Raw genomic sequence first — 14,858 nt, 5'->3', positions numbered from 1 at the left:
CCGGGGAATACCCGGAAATAACGGGTTTTTACGTGCTAATCTGCGAAAACGCCGTTACTAAAAATACTAAACAAAACGCGGAAAAGGCAAGGTGAGCCTCCCATTCAACCCGCCGCCGCGAGCGGCGGCTCCCCGCGCTCGCGCAGCGCCGCGCGCCCCGCATCGAGGTCGACGACCGCGAGCCCGCCCGGCTGCTGTTTCGCCCGCCGCTTCGCGAGCGCCGCGACCGACGCGATCTCGTCGCTGCCGTAGCGCATCGCGCCGTGCGCGCCTGCCGGCACGCCGACCGCGCCGATCGCCATCGTCACGAAGCCGAAGAACGCGGGGTTGCCGTGGCGGTCCTCGCCGCGCAGCCCGCCCGCGAGCCGGTCGGCCTGCGTGTAGAAGCGCTGCGCGCCGTCGTTGAAGCGCGCGATCGCGTCGGTCGCCCGCGCGCGCCAGTCGTCGCGCTGGAACAGCACGAGGAAATCGTCGCCGCCGACGTGCCCGAGAAAATCCCGCTGCGGATCGCATACGCCGGCGAGCACCGTCGCCGCGAACTTCAGCACTTCGTCGCCCTGCCAGTAGCCGTACTGATCGTTGAACGGCTTGAACTGGTTCAGGTCGACGTAGCACGCATGGAAGCCGGCGTCGCGCTCCAGCAGGCGGTCGATGTGCGCGCTGATCGGGATGTTGCCGGGCAGGAAGGTCAGCGGATTCGCGTAGCGCGCGGCCTCGATGCGCATCTCGGTCACCGCGCGCACGAGGCTCTCGCCGGTGCCGAGCCCGAGGTAGCGGCCGTGTTCGGTGATCACGAAACCGTCCGCGAGATAGCGCTGGTCGTGGCTCGCGAGCAGCATCGCGAGCTGCTCGACCGACGTCGCGTTGTCGATCATCAGCGGCGCGTCGTTCGCGAACTGCAGGCACGGCTTCTTCCCGAACACCTCGCGGTGGTACGGCAGCGTGAAGCGGTCGATGAAGCCGCGCCGGTTCACGAGCGCGACCGGCCGCCCGCGTTCGACGAGCGCGACCGCGTGCAGGCCGGGCATCCGGTTGAACAGGTCGAGCACGTCGTTGCTGGTTGCATCGCGCGGCAGCGCCGGCGCAGGCACGAGCATCTTCGCCGCGATCGTGCCGGCCGGCCGCGCGGTGCGCGTCGCGCCGGGGAACACCGCGATGTGCGGGGTGCGGATCGCGTCGCGCGCGGCCGGCGCGACGACCGGCGACGGCCGCGCGTTCGGCCGGCCGAGCAGGAAGCCCTGCACGCAGCAGATGCCCATGTCGCGCACGACGATCAGGTCGCTCGCGTTCTCGATGCCTTCCGCGATCAGCTGCGCGCCGCTCGCGTGCGCGAAGTGCTGCATCGCCCTGACCGCCTCGAACTTGAGCGGGTCGCGCGCGATGTCGTGGATGAAGAAGCGGTCGATCTTCACGACATCCGGGTGCAGGCGCAACCACAGGTTCATGCTTGCGTTCGCGGTGCCGTAGTCGTCGAGCGCGAACTGGATGCCCGCGTCGCGCAGCGACGCGACCGCCGGCTCGATGCGCGCGACGTCCGGCATCGCGGTCTGCTCGGTCAGCTCGATCACGATGCGCTCGGCGCCGACGCCGGCCCGGCCGAGCAGTTGCCGCACGCGCTCGCGTTCGCGCACGAGTTGCACGATCGTGCCCGCGCTGAAGTTGAGGAACAGCTTGCCGTCGCAGCCGAGCGCCGCGAACGCGTCGAGGCAGGCGAGCGCGGCCGCCTGCTCGAGTGCGATGGTCGTGCCGTCGCGGGCGGCCTGCGCGAACAACGCGGCCGGCGGCTCGAGGTCGGTGCCGCTCGGGCCGCGGATCAGGCCTTCGTAGCCGACGACCGTGCCCGATCCGAGATCGACGATCGGCTGGAACACGGCGGCGAGCGCGCGCTCCGCGATCAGGCGCGTGGTGGGAGCAACGGACGAGTCAGGATGGGGCGCGGGCATGGAGGAGGGCGGCCGAGGCGACGGGACGCCCGACTTTAACGGCAGCGCGCGCGAAGAATTGAATGAAGATTTCGTGACGCGATGCACGTCGATGGTGCGGGCGTCACGTGAGGGCTGAAAGGGAACGACGCGGGGGCCGAGGCGGGAGCGGAAAAGTGCCTACCCTGGCGCGGCCAGCGATGCCGGGCGCGCCGTTGCCGCGTCGGCGCTTGCCCGCCTTCAGGGTGCCCTGCGTGCGCGCCGCGCCGGCCGCAGCATCCTGGGCCAGCGATGCCGGCCACGCCGCCTCCGCGTCAGCGCTTGCCCGCGTTCAGCGTGCCCTGCGTGCGCGCCGTGCCGGCCGCGGCATCCTCGCCGTCGCGCTCGCCGCTCAGGTCGCGCGCGCCCCAGCGCTGCGCGAGCGCCGCGCACGCCATCAGCTGGATCTGGTGGAACAGCATCAGCGGCAGCACGATCGCGCCGACCGCCTGCGCGGAGAAGATCACCTTCGCCATCGGCACGCCGGCCGCGAGGCTCTTCTTCGATCCGCAGAAGATGATCGTGATCTGGTCGGCGCGGTTGAAGCCGAGCCGCTTGCTGACGATCGTGGTCAGCACCAGCGCGATCACGAGCAGCACGACGTTGACGACCAGCAGGCCGCCGAGCGCGCGCGCCGGAATCTGGTGCCACAGCCCCTGGTTCACGGCCTCGCTGAACGCGACGTAGACGACGAGCAGGATCGAGCCCTGGTCGACGAAGCGCAGCACGCCGCGATTGCGCTCGATCCAGCCGCCGATCACGGGCCGCAGCAGCTGGCCGGCGACGAACGGCACGAGCAGCTGCATCACGATGCTGCCGACCGTACTCCACGGCGACGCGGCCGCGGCCGACTGCGACGTGATCATCAGCCCGAGGAGCGCCGGCGTCACGAAGATGCCGAGCAGGCTCGACGCGGACGCCGCGCACACGGCGGCCGGCACGTTGCCCTTCGCGATCGACGTGAATGCGATCGACGACTGGACCGTCGACGGCAGCGTGCACAGAAACAGCACGCCGGCATAGAGCGTCGGCGTGACGAGCGGCTGCAGCACGGGCTTCAGCGCGAGGCCGAGCAGCGGAAACAGCGCGAACGTGCTGAGCAGCACGACCGCATGCAGCCGCCAGTGGGTCGCCCCCGCGACGACGGCTTCGCGCGACAGCTTCGCGCCATGCAGGAAGAACAGCAGGCCGACCGCGATGTTGGTCGCCCAGTTGAACGCATGGGCGGCCGGGCCGCGGCACGGCAACAGGCTCGCGAGCACGACGGTGCCGACGAGCGCGAGCGTGAAGTTGTCAGGAAGGAAACGGGGACGGGCCATCGGGAGCTCGATTCGGAAACGGCGGCGCGCATCGCGCGCGCGAAGCCGATATTGTCCCGGCTGCTCATTCAAGAGACAAATTCATTGTGAGAATCGATTGATGAATCCATTGAATGCGGCAGGGCCACCGGACGGCGCGCGAATGAGCAGAAGAATGTTCTTCCACGATTGGCCGCGGAAGTGAAAAAACCTAGCAGTAACATGGTGTTACACCGATGCCGGCGACCTAACACTTTTTGGCTCGACACCGTTTCAGGCCGCTCATAAATTACTGCTGAAAGGCTTGCGTCAGCCGAAAAACACCGGCGGCGAGCGGTAACAGGCAATGAATGATGACGGAACGGGTGAAACTGAAGGTCGGACGATGGGTGGCAGGCGTGCTCGGCACGCTGCTGATGCCGTTCGCGCTCGCGCAACCGCCGCACGGTGGTCATGCGTTCGGCGGCCACGGTTTCGGCGGCGGCGACATGCACGCGTACGGCCAGTCGGCCGCCAGCGCGCAGGTCTGGCGCCGTGCGCTGCCGCCGGGCGGCGCGCGTGCCGGCGGCGTGAGCGGCTACGGCTCCCGCTGGGGCCTGCGGCCGACGCCGTCTTACGGCCATTACGCCGCGCAAAGCCCGTATCGCCCGATCAGCGCCGACTCGCGCCAGATGCCGCGCCCGCCGGGCGGCGGCAACGTGCCGATGCGTGCCGGCTCGATCCGCGCCGACGTCGCGCGCTACAACGAGGAGCGCGGCGGCCGTCCGATGCCGCCCCCGCGCGCGCAGGAAGAACCTGCCGCCCACTCGCCGTATTTCTCCCCGTTCTACCGAAACTGAGCGCCCCGCGCGTTCGCTGAGCGCCGCCGCGCGCTCGTCCCTCGCCGGCTGTGATGCGAATCCGCCACAGTCGCGCGCAGATTTCCGCTGATTTTCCCTCCGCATTGCGCTATCTTTCGCGCCCGGCACGGGCGCCGTCCCGCGGCCGTCCCGTCGCGTGCCTGCCCCGCGCAGGCCCGCCGCGACGCGTGCGGCCATGTGTCGATGCCGCGAAGTTAATGCCGCCGCTATACCCGCAATAAGTGCGCGCAATTTTGACCGGACAAATGATCCGTAAAGATGGCTGCGCCCCATACGACGCAAGCAATCGGCTCCAAAAAACAACGCTCGCGCCACTTATCGACTTCGACAAAACCTGGAGATCCCATGAAAGCATTCGCTCGCCGTGCGTCGCGCACGTCCGTCAAGCTGATCGCCGCGGCCACCTGCGTGGCGGCCGCCGCACCCGTCCACGCGCAGTCGAGCGTTTCGCTCTACGGTCAGGTGGACGAATGGATCGGCGCAACCAAGTTCCCGGGCGGCGATCGCGCGTGGAACGTGTCGGGCGGCGGGATGTCGACCTCGTACTGGGGCCTGCACGGTGCGGAGGATCTCGGCAACGGCTACAAGGCGATCTTCACGCTGGAGAGCTTCTTCCGCGCGCAGAACGGCCAGTTCGGGCGCTTCCAGGGCGATACGTTCTTCGCGCGCAACGCGTACGTCGGCGTCAGCTCGCCGTACGGCACGGTGACGGCAGGCCGCCTGACCACGCACCTGTTCCTGTCGACGATCCTGTTCAACCCGTTCTACGATTCGTACACCTTCTCGCCGATGGTGTACCACGTGTTCCTCGGCCTCGGCACGTTCCCGACCTATCCGAGCGACCAGGGCGCGGTGGGCGATTCGGGCTGGAACAATGCGCTGTCGTACACGTCGCCTTCGTTCGGCGGCCTGAATTTCGGCGCGATGTACGCGCTCGGCAACACGGCCGGCGACAACCGCTCGAAGAAGTGGAGCGCGCAGTTCAACTACGCGAACGGCCCGTTCGCCGCGACCGCCGTCTACCAGTACGTGAACTTCAACAACGGCCCGCAGGACCTGAGCTCGCTCGTGACCGGCATGAAGAGCCAGGGGATCGGGCTGGTCGGCGCGACCTACGACCTGAAGTACGTGAAGCTGTTCGGCCAGTATATGTATACGAAGAACGACCAGGTCGCCGGCAGCTGGCACGTGAATACCGCGCAGGGCGGGGTGTCGGTGCCGCTCGGCGTCGGCAACGCGATGGCGTCGTATGCGTACTCGCGCGACGGCGGCGGCCTCGACCAGACGCGCCAGACCTGGGCCGTCGGCTACGACTATCCGCTGTCCAAGCGCACCGACGTCTACGCCGCGTACATGAACGACCACATCAGCGGCCTGTCGAGCGGCAACACGTTCGGCGCAGGCATCCGCGCAAAGTTCTGACGAGACGATGGCGGGCGCGAATCGACACCGCGCGTGCCGCCCGCCCGTTTCCCGTCCCGCAACGGCGCCGCTTACTGTTGCGCCGTTTTGCCATTGTTGACCTTTTGGTTTCCTTGCCTTTGTTACCCTATCTCGTAATTGCATGATTCCCAGGAATTGCGAGCTAGTTCGATGGATACCCTCGTCAGCATGAATGTGTTTCGCTACGTCGTCGAAGTGGGCAGCTTCGTCGGCGCGGCGGAGCGCATGCAGATGTCGGCCGCGATGGCGAGCAAGCACGTGATGCATCTCGAGCAGCAGCTCGGCGCGCGGCTGCTGCATCGCACGACACGACGCGTCGCGCCGACCGAGGCGGGACGCGAATACTATGAGCGCCTCGTGCAGGCGCTGTCGGAACTCGACGAAGCCGGACAGGCGGTCGGCGCCGCGAGCGTCGTGCCGCAGGGCCGCCTGCGCGTGACGTCGCTGTCCGCGTTCGGATTGCGGCACGTGATGCAGGCCGTCACCGATTATGCGGGCCGGTTCCCGGACGTGATCGTCGACATGACGCTGTCCGATCGTGTGGTCGACCTGATCGAGGAAGGCTATGACGTCGCGGTGCGCGCGGCGCCGAACGGACTGAAATCCTCGTCGCTGGTCGCGCGGCAGATCGCGACCGCGCACATCCTGCTGGTCGCGTCGCCCGAGTATCTCGAGAAGCACGGCACGCCGCAGACGATCGCCGATCTCGCGCACCACAACTACCTGCGCCGCGATTCGAATTCGACGATGCTCGATTCGCTGGTGATCGACGCGGCCGCCGCGTCGCGCGTGAACCTGAAGGGCAACCTGATCGTGAACCATCTCGAAGGGCTGCGCGCGGCCGTGCTCGCGGGCGCGGGCATCGCGCTGCTCGGCACCGAGGTGGTCGGCGACGACATCGAATCCGGCCGGCTCGTGCCGGTGCTGCTCGACTCGGTGCCGCCGCACGAGGCGCCGATCTATGCGGTGTATGCGAGCCGCCGGCACGTGTCCGCGAAGGTGCGCTCGTTCGTCGACTTCCTCGCCGCGCGTTTCGAAGGGCAGTCGCTGTGCCCGTCGATCGAATCGCACCTGCGCGTGCTGCCGATCACGCGGATCAAGCGCGCGGGCTGACCGCCGCTGCCCGCCCGCGAGCGGACATGAAAAAAGCGCGAGCCGTTGTGCGGTTCGCGCTTTTTCGTTTCTGGTCCGACGTGATGCGCGGCGGTGAAGCAACCCGCCGCGTGCGTCAGCGTGCGATGCCGAGCCGTGCCTTCGCGTCGTCGTACTCGCGCTTCATCCGCTCGACGAGCTCGCCGACGCTCGGCAGGTCGTCCATCAGGCCGACGCCCTGGCCGGCACCCCAGATGTCCTTCCACGCCTTCGTCTTGTCGCCGCCGAAATTCATCTTCGTCTTGTCCGATTCCGGCAGCGCGTCCGGATCGAGGCCGGCCTTCTCGATGCTCTCGCGGATGTAGTTGCCGTGCACGCCGGTGAAGAGGTTCGTATAGATGATGTCGGACGATTTTGCGTTGAGGATCGCGTGCTTGTAGTCCTCGACCGCGTGCGCTTCCTGCGTCGCGATGAAGCGCGTGCCCATGTACGCGAAGTCGGCGCCCATCGCCTGCGCGGCGAGGATCGAGCCGCCGTTCGCGATCGAACCGGACAGCACGATCGGGCCGTCGAACATCCGGCGCACTTCGCCGACGAGCGCGAACGGCGACGTCGTGCCCGCGTGGCCGCCGGCGCCGGCCGCGACGAGGATCAGCCCGTCGACGCCGGCTTCGAGCGCCTTCTGCGCGTGACGCAGGTTGATCACGTCGTGCAGCACGATGCCGCCGTAGCTGTGCACCGCGTCGACGATCTCGCGCGCCGGCGCGCGCAGGCTCGTGATGAAGATCGGCACCTTGTGCTCGACGCACACGCGCACGTCATGCTCGAGGCGCACATTCGACTGGTGGACGATCTGGTTGACCGCGATCGGGCCGATCACCGCGTCCGGGTGCTTCGCCTTGTGGTCGGCGAGCTCGGACTGGATCTGCGTGAGCCATTCGTCGAGCAGTTCGGCCGGACGGGCGTTGAGCGCGGGGAAGGATCCGACGATACCCGCCTTGCACTGCGCGAGCACGAGTTCGGGGTAGCTGACGATGAACATCGGCGACGCGATGACGGGCAGCGTCAGGTTCTGCAGGACAGCGGGCAATGCCATGTGATGTCTCCAGTCTCGAGGGGCGGCCGGCCCCGGCGCGATCGCGCCGGCTTCGGCATGCATGCTTGGCGGTCGAACGATGCTTCGAGTGTAGCGGCGTAGCGCTGCGCCCATATTAATACGAACGGTCGTGCGATTCTACGCGAGCTTAGCAAACGGCGCGGCGTGGAGACAATCGAGTGAGTGTTCTCTTTCTACGCATTCGGGCCGCTGCCGCGCGCAGCAGGCGGCCGCGCGCTCCTACAATACCCGCCATAACAAACCGACGAGAAACAAACCATGTCGTTTGACGCGTTTGCATCGTTTCGCGTGACGATGCAGGACACCGACATCTTCGGTGTCAAAGGAGGCGCGGGGCCGCCGCTTCTGCTGCTGCACGGCCATCCGCAGACCCACATGATCTGGCATCGCGTCGCCGCGACGCTGGCGAATCACTTCACGGTGATCGCGACCGACCTGCGCGGCTACGGCGCGTCGGGCAGGCCGCCGAGCGACGCCCGGCATGCGCCGTATTCGAAACGCGCGATGGCGGCCGACCAGGTCGCCGTGATGCGGCATTTCGGCTTCGAGCAATTCCACGTGTGCGCGCACGATCGCGGCGCGCGCGTCGCGCACCGGCTCGCGCTCGATCATCCGGCGGCCGTCGAACGGATGATGCTGCTCGACATCGCGCCGACGCTCGCAATGTACGAGAAAACGGATCGTGCGTTCGCGACCGCGTATTTCCACTGGTTCTTCCTGATCCAGCCGGCGCCGCTGCCCGAAACGCTGATCGAAGGCCGCACCGATGCGTATATCGAGCGCGTGATGGGCAACCGTTCCGCCGGGCTCGCGCCGTTCGCGCCGGAGGCGCTCGCCGCGTATCGCGCCGCGCTCGCGCAGCCGGGCGCCGTGCATGCGATGTGCGAGGACTACCGCGCGTCGGCGACGATCGATCTCGAACACGACCGCGCGGATCTCGAGCGCGGCAACAAGGTCGCGTGCCCGCTGCGCGTGCTGTGGGGCGAGCATGGGATCGTCGGCCGCTGCTTCGATCCGCTCGACGAATGGCGGCGCGTCGCGCGCGACGTCAGCGGTCGCGCGCTCAATTGCGGGCACTACATTCCGGAAGAGGCGCCCATCGCGCTGATCGACGAGCTGCTCGCGTTCTTCGACGCGCGCGACGCGGCCGCGTGAGCGGCGCCGGCCGCCGCGGGTCGCGCCGACGGTCAGCGGCGCGCGGCGTCGTCTTCGACGAGCGGCGGCAGGCGGCGCGGCACGGGCGTCGATTTCACGATCGCCGTGCTCGTTTCCGCGCGCTCCGTCACCTTCGACAGGATGTCGTCGAGGTGCCCGATCGTGCGCAGGTAGAGCCGGCAGATGAAGCAGTCCTCGCCGGTCACCTTGTCGCATTCGACGAATTCGGGAATCCGCCGCAACACCTCCTCGACCAGATGCAGCTGCCCCGGCAGCGGCTTCACGCGGACGATCGCCTGCAGCGTGTAGCCGAGCGCGCGCGGGTCGAGCTCGACGGTGAAGCCCGCGATCACGCCCTGCGCTTCGAGCCGCCGCACGCGGTCGGCGGTCGCGGGCGCCGACAGCCCGATTTGCCGCGCCAGTTCGCTGGTGGCGATGCGCGCATCCTCGGCAAGCGCCGCGAGGATCGCGCGGTCGGTCGCGTCCAGTGACGCGACGGCGGGCGGGGAAAGGCGTTTCGACATGATCGCTTTGCTTTCGAAGGTGAATCGGTGGTTTCGCTTCAGTTTAGTCGTGGATGCGCGGAAAGCAAGTTCCTAGAATCGAAGTCATCTTCTCTCGTCGAATGGAGTCCCTGATGGCCTCGAACGAAACCCGCCGCGGCGCCGCCGAGATGGTCGTCGCGATGATGATGTCCGGCACGATCGGCTGGCTCGTGATGTCGTCGCAGCAACCGCTCACCAACGTCGTGTTCTTCCGCTGCCTGTTCGGCGCCGCGACGCTCGCGATCGTCTGCGCGGCGCTCGGCTTCCTGCGCCGCGCGCTGTTCTCGCCGCGCATGCTCGCGCTGGCGACGCTCGGCAGCGTCGCGATCGTCGCGAACTGGCTGCTGCTGTTCGCCGCGTATTCGCGCGCGTCGATCTCGATGGCGACCGCCGTCTACAACACACAGCCGTTCATGCTCGTCGCGCTCGGCGCGATCGTGTTCCGCGAACGGATCAGCGCATCGACGATCACGTGGCTCGCGCTCGCCTTCGTCGGGCTCGTGTGCGTGGTGCGGGTCGAGCCGGCGGTGCTCGCGGTACCCGGCGAATATCTCGAAGGCGTCGCGCTGTCGCTCGGCGCGGCGTTCCTGTACGCGGTGTCGTCGATCGTCACGAAGCACCTGAAGGGCACGCCGCCGCATCTGCTCGCGCTGCTGCAGGCCGGCCTCGGCATCGTGCTGCTCGCGCCGTTCGCCCACTTCGGCACGTTGCCGGCGACGCCCGCGCAGTGGCTCGATCTCGTCGTGCTCGGCGTCGTGAACACCGGCGTGATGTACGTGCTGCTGTACGGCGCGATCCAGAAGCTGCCGGTCGCGATGACGGGCGCGCTGTCGTTCGTCTATCCGGTCGTCGCGATCATCGCCGACCGCGTCGCGTTCGGGCAGACGCTCGCGTGGACGCAGGTGCTCGGCGCGCTGCTGATCCTGCTCGCGGCGGCCGGCGTGAACCTCGGCTGGCGCATCGTGCCCGCGCGTCGCGCGAGCGTCGGCAACTGAAACGTTCGTGCGATTCGGCGGGCAATTCTGCGTGCCGTTCCGGCTCGCTGACGGGGCCGTCTGCCGCGCTTGTTGGCGCCACGTCCGGGAACACCGATTGCCCGCGAACGAGGCTGTAGGAAGTTGTAGGGAAACACCCGATGCGACGCCGCAGCGTCGCTCGTATGATGCGGCTGTGACGTTGATCACGTTCACCGGATTCCGATCTCATGCCGTTCGCCAGACAGGCCGAACGGCATTTTTTTATGCGCCGCTCCGGGCGAGCAGGCGCCGCCGCGCGTCGAGCCGCGCGAGCAGTGCGCGTCTCGCGTCGTCGTCCGACGCGCGCCATCCCTTGATCTCGTCGCGCGTGCGCAGGCACCCCGCGCACCAGTCGGTGCGCGGGTCGATCCTGCAGACGTCGGTGCACGGCGACGCGACCGTGCCGACCACCACCGGCACGTCGCTCATGCGTCGTTCCTCAACGCGACGTCGGCGACCGGTGCGCCGGTCAACGAGACGAGCTCCTGCGGCGACAGGTTGAACACCGCGTGCGGATGGCCGGCGGCCGCCCACAGGCTGTCGAGCGCGAGCAGGTCGGCGTCGATCAGCGTGACCGGTTCGACGAGATGGCCGATCGGGCAGACGCCGCCGATCGCGTAGCCGGTGTGGTCGCGCACGAACTTCGCATCGGCACGGCCGACCGGGCCGACCTGGGCGGCGACCTTCTTCTCGTCGACGCGGTTCACGCCGCTCGCGACGACGAGCACCGGCAGCCCGTCCGATTCGCGCCGAAACAGGATCGACTTCGCGATCTGCGCGACCGAGCAGCCGAGCCCGGCCGCGGCCTCGGCGGAGGTCTTGCCGGTTTCGGCGAGCATCACGATGCCTTTCGAATGCCCGCGCTCGCGCAGCAGCAACGCGACGCGTCGCGCGGAATCGGGGAGGGAGTCGAATGAAGTGGGTGTCGTCATGGAGAATCCGTGAGTGTCGGGGTCAGACGCAGCTCGGCGCGTCGGTCGCGCTCTGCGCCTTCGCAAGCAGCGCGCGGCCGGCGCGCGACACGTTCGCGCGGCCGATCGCGTTCGAGATGAAGTCGCCGGCGGCGACCACCTGCGCGAGGTCGATGCCGGTGTCGATGCCGAGGCCCTGCATCAAATACAGCACGTCCTCGGTCGCGACGTTGCCGGTCGCGCCCTTCGCGTACGGACAGCCGCCGAGGCCGGCGACCGACGCGTGGAAGATCTCGATCCCTTCGAACAGCGCCGCGTAGATGTTCGCGAGCGCCTGGCCGTAGGTGTCGTGGAAATGGCCCGACAGCCGTTCGCGCGGAAACACGCGCGTGACGGCCGACAGTACTTCGCGCGTGCGCTTCGGCGTGCCGACGCCGATCGTGTCGGCGATGTCGATCTCGTCGCAGCCGAGCGCGGCGAAGCGTTCGACGACGTCGACGACCGACGCGACCGGCACCTCGCCCTGGTACGGACAGCCGAGCGTGCACGACACGCTGCCGCGCAGCCGCACGCCGGCATCCTTCGCGGCCTTCGCGACCGGCTCGAAGCGCGCGATGCTTTCCGCGATGCTGCAGTTGATGTTCCGCTGCGAGAACGCCTCGCTCGCCGCGCCGAAGATCACCACTTCGTCCGCGCGTGCGGCGAGCGCGTTCTCGAAGCCCTTCAGGTTCGGCGTGAGCACCGAATACACGGTGCCCGCGCGACGTTCGATGCCCGCCATCACGTCGGCGCCGTCGGCCATCTGTGGCACCCATTTCGGCGACACGAACGACGCGGCCTCGATGTTGCGGAAACCGGCGCGCGACAGCCGGTCGACGAGCGCGATCTTCACGTCGGTCGGCACGAAGGTCTTTTCATTCTGCAGCCCGTCGCGCGGGCCGACTTCGACGATCTTGACGGCGGTGGGGAACGTCATGGTTGTCTCCAGTTTGTGTAGGGCGGAATTCAGTAGCCGCGCGCGTAGTCGACGATGCCGCCGACCCGCTCGCCGCGCTCGAGCGCGCGGATCTTGCCCGCGATCTGCTCGACCGCTTCGTCGCGCAGCGTCTCGGCCGAACAGTGCGGCGTGATCGTGATGCGCGGCGCGTGCCAGAACGGATGATCGGCCGGTAGCGGCTCGTGCTGGAACACGTCGAGCGTCGCCGCGGCGAGCTGGCCACTTGCGAGGGCGTCGAGCAGGTCGGCTTCGACGAGATGCGCGCCGCGTGCGACGTTCACCAGGTACGCACCCGGCGCGAGCCGGGCGAAGGTGCGCGCCGACAGGATCCCGTCGGTATCGCGTGTGCTCGGCAGCAGGTTCACGAGCACCTTCGCGCCGTCGATGCACGCGTCGAATGCGTCGTCGCCCGCGAAGGTGTCGATACCGTCGAGCCGCTTCGGGCTGCGGCTGTAGCCGCGCACCGGCAGGCCGAGCGCGGCGAGCGCCTGCGCGACCTGCGCACCGAGCACGCCGAGGCCGAGCACCGCGACGGTGAAGCGCGCGCGCGGATGCGGTTCGAGCACCTGCCAGCGGCGCTCGCGCTGCAGCGCTTCGTATTCGTCGAAGCGGCGCAGGTAGCGCAGCACCGCGTGCGTCACGTATTCGATCATCTGCTGCGCCATGCCCGAATCCTCGAGGCGCACCAGCGGCACGTCGCGCGGCAGCGTGCCGGGATGCGCGTGCTCGAGTGCGAGCAGCGCGTCGACGCCCGCGCCGAGATTGAAGATCGCGCGCAGGCCGTCGCGCGGCGCGAACAGCTCGCGCGGCGCGCGCCACACGAGCGCGTAGTCGGCGGCGGCCGTGTCGCCCGGCTGCCATGCGCGCAGCTCGGCGTCGGGCAGCGCCTGCGCGATCGCGTCGCGCCATGCGTCGGCTTCCTGGTGCGGCGAGTAGAACAGGATCTTCATGCGCTTACTTCGCGAACAGCTGGCCGATGTCGGCGAACGCCTTGAATTCGAGCGCGTTGCCGCACGGATCGAGGAAGAACATCGTCGCTTGCTCGCCGACCTCGCCCTTGAAACGGATGTGCGGCGCGATCACGAAGCGCGTGTGCGCGGCCTTCAGTTTGTCGGCGAGCGCGTGCCATTCGTCCATCGACAGCACGACGCCGAAATGGCGCACGGGCACGTTGTCGCCATCGACCGGATTCACCGCGCTCGCGCCGGTTTCGTCCGGCGCGAGATGCGCGACGAGCTGGTGGCCGAAAAAGTCGAAGTCGACCCAGTGATCCGAGCTGCGGCCCTCGGGGCAGCCGAGCAGGCCGCCGTAGAACGCGCGGGCGTCGGCGAGGCTCGATACGGGAAAGGCGAGATGGAACGGGCGCAGCGCGCCGGCGGGCGTAGCGGACATCGGGCGTCTCCTGTCGATCGGCACCGGCGCGGCGGCGCGCGGGTTTCGATCCGATGCATGGCAAGCGGGAAGCCCACATTCTACGGTTTCGCGGCGGGTTGCGTCGCCGCGGGGGGCGCCGGTGCGCGTGGCGCGGCTCGCATGGGTGGCCGACGGCGGCCGTCCTTGGGTGCCCGTCGCCGGTGGCCATCCGCGGTGGCCTTCGCCGGGTGCCTATCGCCGGCGGCCTTCACCGGGTGCCCGTCGCCGGAGGCCGTCCCCGGGTGCCCATCGCTGGCGGCCGTCCCCGGGCGCCCGTCGCCGGTGGCCGCCCCCGGGTGCCCGTCGCGCGCAGAAGCAAAGCACAAAATATTGGTTCGGCCGCCGCGCGCGGCGCGCCACAATCGAACCTCGTCTCCAAGCAAAGCAAGCGAGGGCAATCATGCGCGCATGCAGCAAATCGGCGTGGCCGCCGCGGCTCGTGACCGTTCCGGGCCTGCACGGCAGCGAAGGCGCCCACTGGCAGACCTGGCTGGAGCGGCAGTTCCCGCGTTCGCTGCGGGTCGAACAGGCCGACTGGGACGCCCCCGATCTCGCGCGCTGGGCGCAGTCGGTGCGCGCGCTGCTCGAACGTGAGCGCGGCCCGTTCGTGCTCGCCGCGCACAGCTTCGGCTGCCTCGCGGCCGCGCATGCGCTCGCGCAATGGCCGCAGACGGCCGACGTCGCGGGCGTGCTGCTCGTCGCACCGGCCAGTCCTAAGAAGTTCACGTTCGCCGGGCCGTTCGACGCGCGCCGGCTCGCGGCGCCGTCGATCGTGATCGGCAGCGAGACCGATCCGTGGATGCCGCTCGCCGATGCGCGCACGCTCGCACAGCGGCTCGGCAGCGCATTCGTGAACCTCGGCGACGCGGGGCACATCAACACCGCGGCCGGCTTCGGCCCATGGCCGCGCGCGAAATATTTCGTCGACACGCTGGTACATTGCGCGGCGCCGCTGCGCTTTCGCGATGCGGACGACGGCTTCGACGCCGCGCTTGTCGACCGCGCGCTCGCGCACGCGATCTGACACTCACCGTCACGCGCTGCGCAGCG

At 68.7% G+C, this 14,858-nt stretch carries 15 protein-coding genes; 6 read left to right on the top strand and 9 right to left on the bottom strand.

Translation table 11 applies throughout. The features are described from left to right. Positions 1-104 precede the first annotated feature (104 nt). On the bottom strand, positions 105-1,943 hold the full coding sequence (locus tag BAMB_RS15250; RefSeq protein WP_011658102.1) for an EAL domain-containing protein: 1,839 nt from the start codon (positions 1,941-1,943) through the stop codon (positions 105-107). 293 nt (positions 1,944-2,236) lie between these two features. Continuing rightward, positions 2,237-3,280, bottom strand: coding sequence for a bile acid:sodium symporter family protein (locus BAMB_RS15245; protein WP_011658101.1), 1,044 nt, complete (start codon positions 3,278-3,280; stop codon positions 2,237-2,239). Between the two features lie 332 nt (positions 3,281-3,612). Here BAMB_RS15245 and BAMB_RS15240 point away from each other — a divergent pair, with 332 nt between their 5' ends. The 3 genes from BAMB_RS15240 to BAMB_RS15230 all read left to right on the top strand — a co-directional run bounded on the left by BAMB_RS15240 (position 3,613) and on the right by BAMB_RS15230 (position 6,675). Next, positions 3,613-4,098, top strand: a complete 486-nt coding sequence (locus BAMB_RS15240; RefSeq protein ID WP_041491405.1) for a hypothetical protein — start codon at positions 3,613-3,615, stop codon at positions 4,096-4,098. Positions 4,099-4,464: 366 nt separating this feature from the next. After that, positions 4,465-5,541: a porin gene (locus BAMB_RS15235; RefSeq protein WP_011658099.1), complete on the top strand. Its 1,077-nt coding sequence runs from the start codon at positions 4,465-4,467 to the stop codon at positions 5,539-5,541. A 171-nt stretch (positions 5,542-5,712) separates the two neighbouring features. Next, positions 5,713-6,675, top strand: coding sequence for a LysR family transcriptional regulator (locus BAMB_RS15230; protein ID WP_011658098.1), 963 nt, complete (start codon positions 5,713-5,715; stop codon positions 6,673-6,675). Between the two features lie 115 nt (positions 6,676-6,790). Here BAMB_RS15230 and BAMB_RS15225 read toward each other — a convergent pair whose 3' ends face one another. Further along, positions 6,791-7,750 carry an NAD(P)H-dependent flavin oxidoreductase gene (locus BAMB_RS15225; RefSeq protein WP_011658097.1) on the bottom strand — a complete coding sequence of 320 codons (960 nt, stop codon included), beginning with the start codon at positions 7,748-7,750 and terminating at the stop codon, positions 6,791-6,793. Between the two features lie 279 nt (positions 7,751-8,029). Between BAMB_RS15225 and BAMB_RS15220 the strand changes: the two genes are divergently transcribed. Beyond that, positions 8,030-8,926: an alpha/beta fold hydrolase gene (locus BAMB_RS15220; RefSeq protein WP_011658096.1), complete on the top strand. Its 897-nt coding sequence runs from the start codon at positions 8,030-8,032 to the stop codon at positions 8,924-8,926. Between the two features lie 32 nt (positions 8,927-8,958). Here the strand turns inward: BAMB_RS15220 and BAMB_RS15215 are convergent, their stop codons facing one another. Next, positions 8,959-9,450, bottom strand: coding sequence for an Lrp/AsnC family transcriptional regulator (locus BAMB_RS15215; protein ID WP_006754260.1), 492 nt, complete (start codon positions 9,448-9,450; stop codon positions 8,959-8,961). Positions 9,451-9,563: 113 nt separating this feature from the next. Here BAMB_RS15215 and BAMB_RS15210 point away from each other — a divergent pair, with 113 nt between their 5' ends. After that, positions 9,564-10,466, top strand: coding sequence for a DMT family transporter (locus tag BAMB_RS15210; protein ID WP_011658095.1), 903 nt, complete (start codon positions 9,564-9,566; stop codon positions 10,464-10,466). A 243-nt stretch (positions 10,467-10,709) separates the two neighbouring features. On the opposite strand, the gene BAMB_RS15205 is transcribed toward BAMB_RS15210, so the two are convergent. From BAMB_RS15205 to BAMB_RS15185, 5 genes are read right to left on the bottom strand one after another with little or no spacing between them, the layout of a single operon-like run. Next, positions 10,710-10,916, bottom strand: a complete 207-nt coding sequence (locus tag BAMB_RS15205; protein ID WP_006754262.1) for a DUF1289 domain-containing protein — start codon at positions 10,914-10,916, stop codon at positions 10,710-10,712. Further along, complete coding sequence (locus BAMB_RS15200; RefSeq protein ID WP_011658094.1) at positions 10,913-11,419, bottom strand: YbaK/EbsC family protein; 507 nt, start codon at positions 11,417-11,419, stop codon at positions 10,913-10,915. Before BAMB_RS15200 ends, BAMB_RS15205 begins: the two co-directional genes overlap by 4 nt. Before the next feature lie 22 nt (positions 11,420-11,441). Continuing rightward, a complete protein-coding gene (locus BAMB_RS15195) occupies positions 11,442-12,374 on the bottom strand; it encodes a hydroxymethylglutaryl-CoA lyase (protein WP_011658093.1) in 933 nt (310 codons plus the stop codon). Between the two features lie 29 nt (positions 12,375-12,403). Continuing rightward, a complete protein-coding gene (locus tag BAMB_RS15190) occupies positions 12,404-13,345 on the bottom strand; it encodes a 2-hydroxyacid dehydrogenase (RefSeq protein WP_011658092.1) in 942 nt (313 codons plus the stop codon). Positions 13,346-13,349: 4 nt separating this feature from the next. Continuing rightward, on the bottom strand, positions 13,350-13,787 hold the full coding sequence (locus BAMB_RS15185) for a VOC family protein (RefSeq protein WP_011658091.1): 438 nt from the start codon (positions 13,785-13,787) through the stop codon (positions 13,350-13,352). A gap of 421 nt (positions 13,788-14,208) precedes the next feature. Here BAMB_RS15185 and BAMB_RS15180 point away from each other — a divergent pair, with 421 nt between their 5' ends. Further along, positions 14,209-14,832 carry an RBBP9/YdeN family alpha/beta hydrolase gene (locus tag BAMB_RS15180; RefSeq protein ID WP_011658090.1) on the top strand — a complete coding sequence of 208 codons (624 nt, stop codon included), beginning with the start codon at positions 14,209-14,211 and terminating at the stop codon, positions 14,830-14,832. Positions 14,833-14,858 lie beyond the last annotated feature (26 nt).

Source organism: Burkholderia ambifaria AMMD, from assembly GCF_000203915.1.
GTDB classification, from domain to species: domain Bacteria; phylum Pseudomonadota; class Gammaproteobacteria; order Burkholderiales; family Burkholderiaceae; genus Burkholderia; species Burkholderia ambifaria.
This window is presented reverse-complemented; position numbering and strand designations above follow the sequence as displayed.

Coding starts and splice junctions, on each gene's coding strand:
- BAMB_RS15250 (WP_011658102.1), bottom strand. CDS start 1,943: ATGCCCGCGCCCCATCCTGACTCGTCCGTTGCTCCCACCACGCGCCTG.
- BAMB_RS15245 (WP_011658101.1), bottom strand. CDS start 3,280: ATGGCCCGTCCCCGTTTCCTTCCTGACAACTTCACGCTCGCGCTCGTC.
- BAMB_RS15240 (WP_041491405.1), top strand. CDS start 3,613: ATGACGGAACGGGTGAAACTGAAGGTCGGACGATGGGTGGCAGGCGTG.
- BAMB_RS15235 (WP_011658099.1), top strand. CDS start 4,465: ATGAAAGCATTCGCTCGCCGTGCGTCGCGCACGTCCGTCAAGCTGATC.
- BAMB_RS15230 (WP_011658098.1), top strand. CDS start 5,713: ATGGATACCCTCGTCAGCATGAATGTGTTTCGCTACGTCGTCGAAGTG.
- BAMB_RS15225 (WP_011658097.1), bottom strand. CDS start 7,750: ATGGCATTGCCCGCTGTCCTGCAGAACCTGACGCTGCCCGTCATCGCG.
- BAMB_RS15220 (WP_011658096.1), top strand. CDS start 8,030: ATGTCGTTTGACGCGTTTGCATCGTTTCGCGTGACGATGCAGGACACC.
- BAMB_RS15215 (WP_006754260.1), bottom strand. CDS start 9,450: ATGTCGAAACGCCTTTCCCCGCCCGCCGTCGCGTCACTGGACGCGACC.
- BAMB_RS15210 (WP_011658095.1), top strand. CDS start 9,564: ATGGCCTCGAACGAAACCCGCCGCGGCGCCGCCGAGATGGTCGTCGCG.
- BAMB_RS15205 (WP_006754262.1), bottom strand. CDS start 10,916: ATGAGCGACGTGCCGGTGGTGGTCGGCACGGTCGCGTCGCCGTGCACC.
- BAMB_RS15200 (WP_011658094.1), bottom strand. CDS start 11,419: ATGACGACACCCACTTCATTCGACTCCCTCCCCGATTCCGCGCGACGC.
- BAMB_RS15195 (WP_011658093.1), bottom strand. CDS start 12,374: ATGACGTTCCCCACCGCCGTCAAGATCGTCGAAGTCGGCCCGCGCGAC.
- BAMB_RS15190 (WP_011658092.1), bottom strand. CDS start 13,345: ATGAAGATCCTGTTCTACTCGCCGCACCAGGAAGCCGACGCATGGCGC.
- BAMB_RS15185 (WP_011658091.1), bottom strand. CDS start 13,787: ATGTCCGCTACGCCCGCCGGCGCGCTGCGCCCGTTCCATCTCGCCTTT.
- BAMB_RS15180 (WP_011658090.1), top strand. CDS start 14,209: ATGCGCGCATGCAGCAAATCGGCGTGGCCGCCGCGGCTCGTGACCGTT.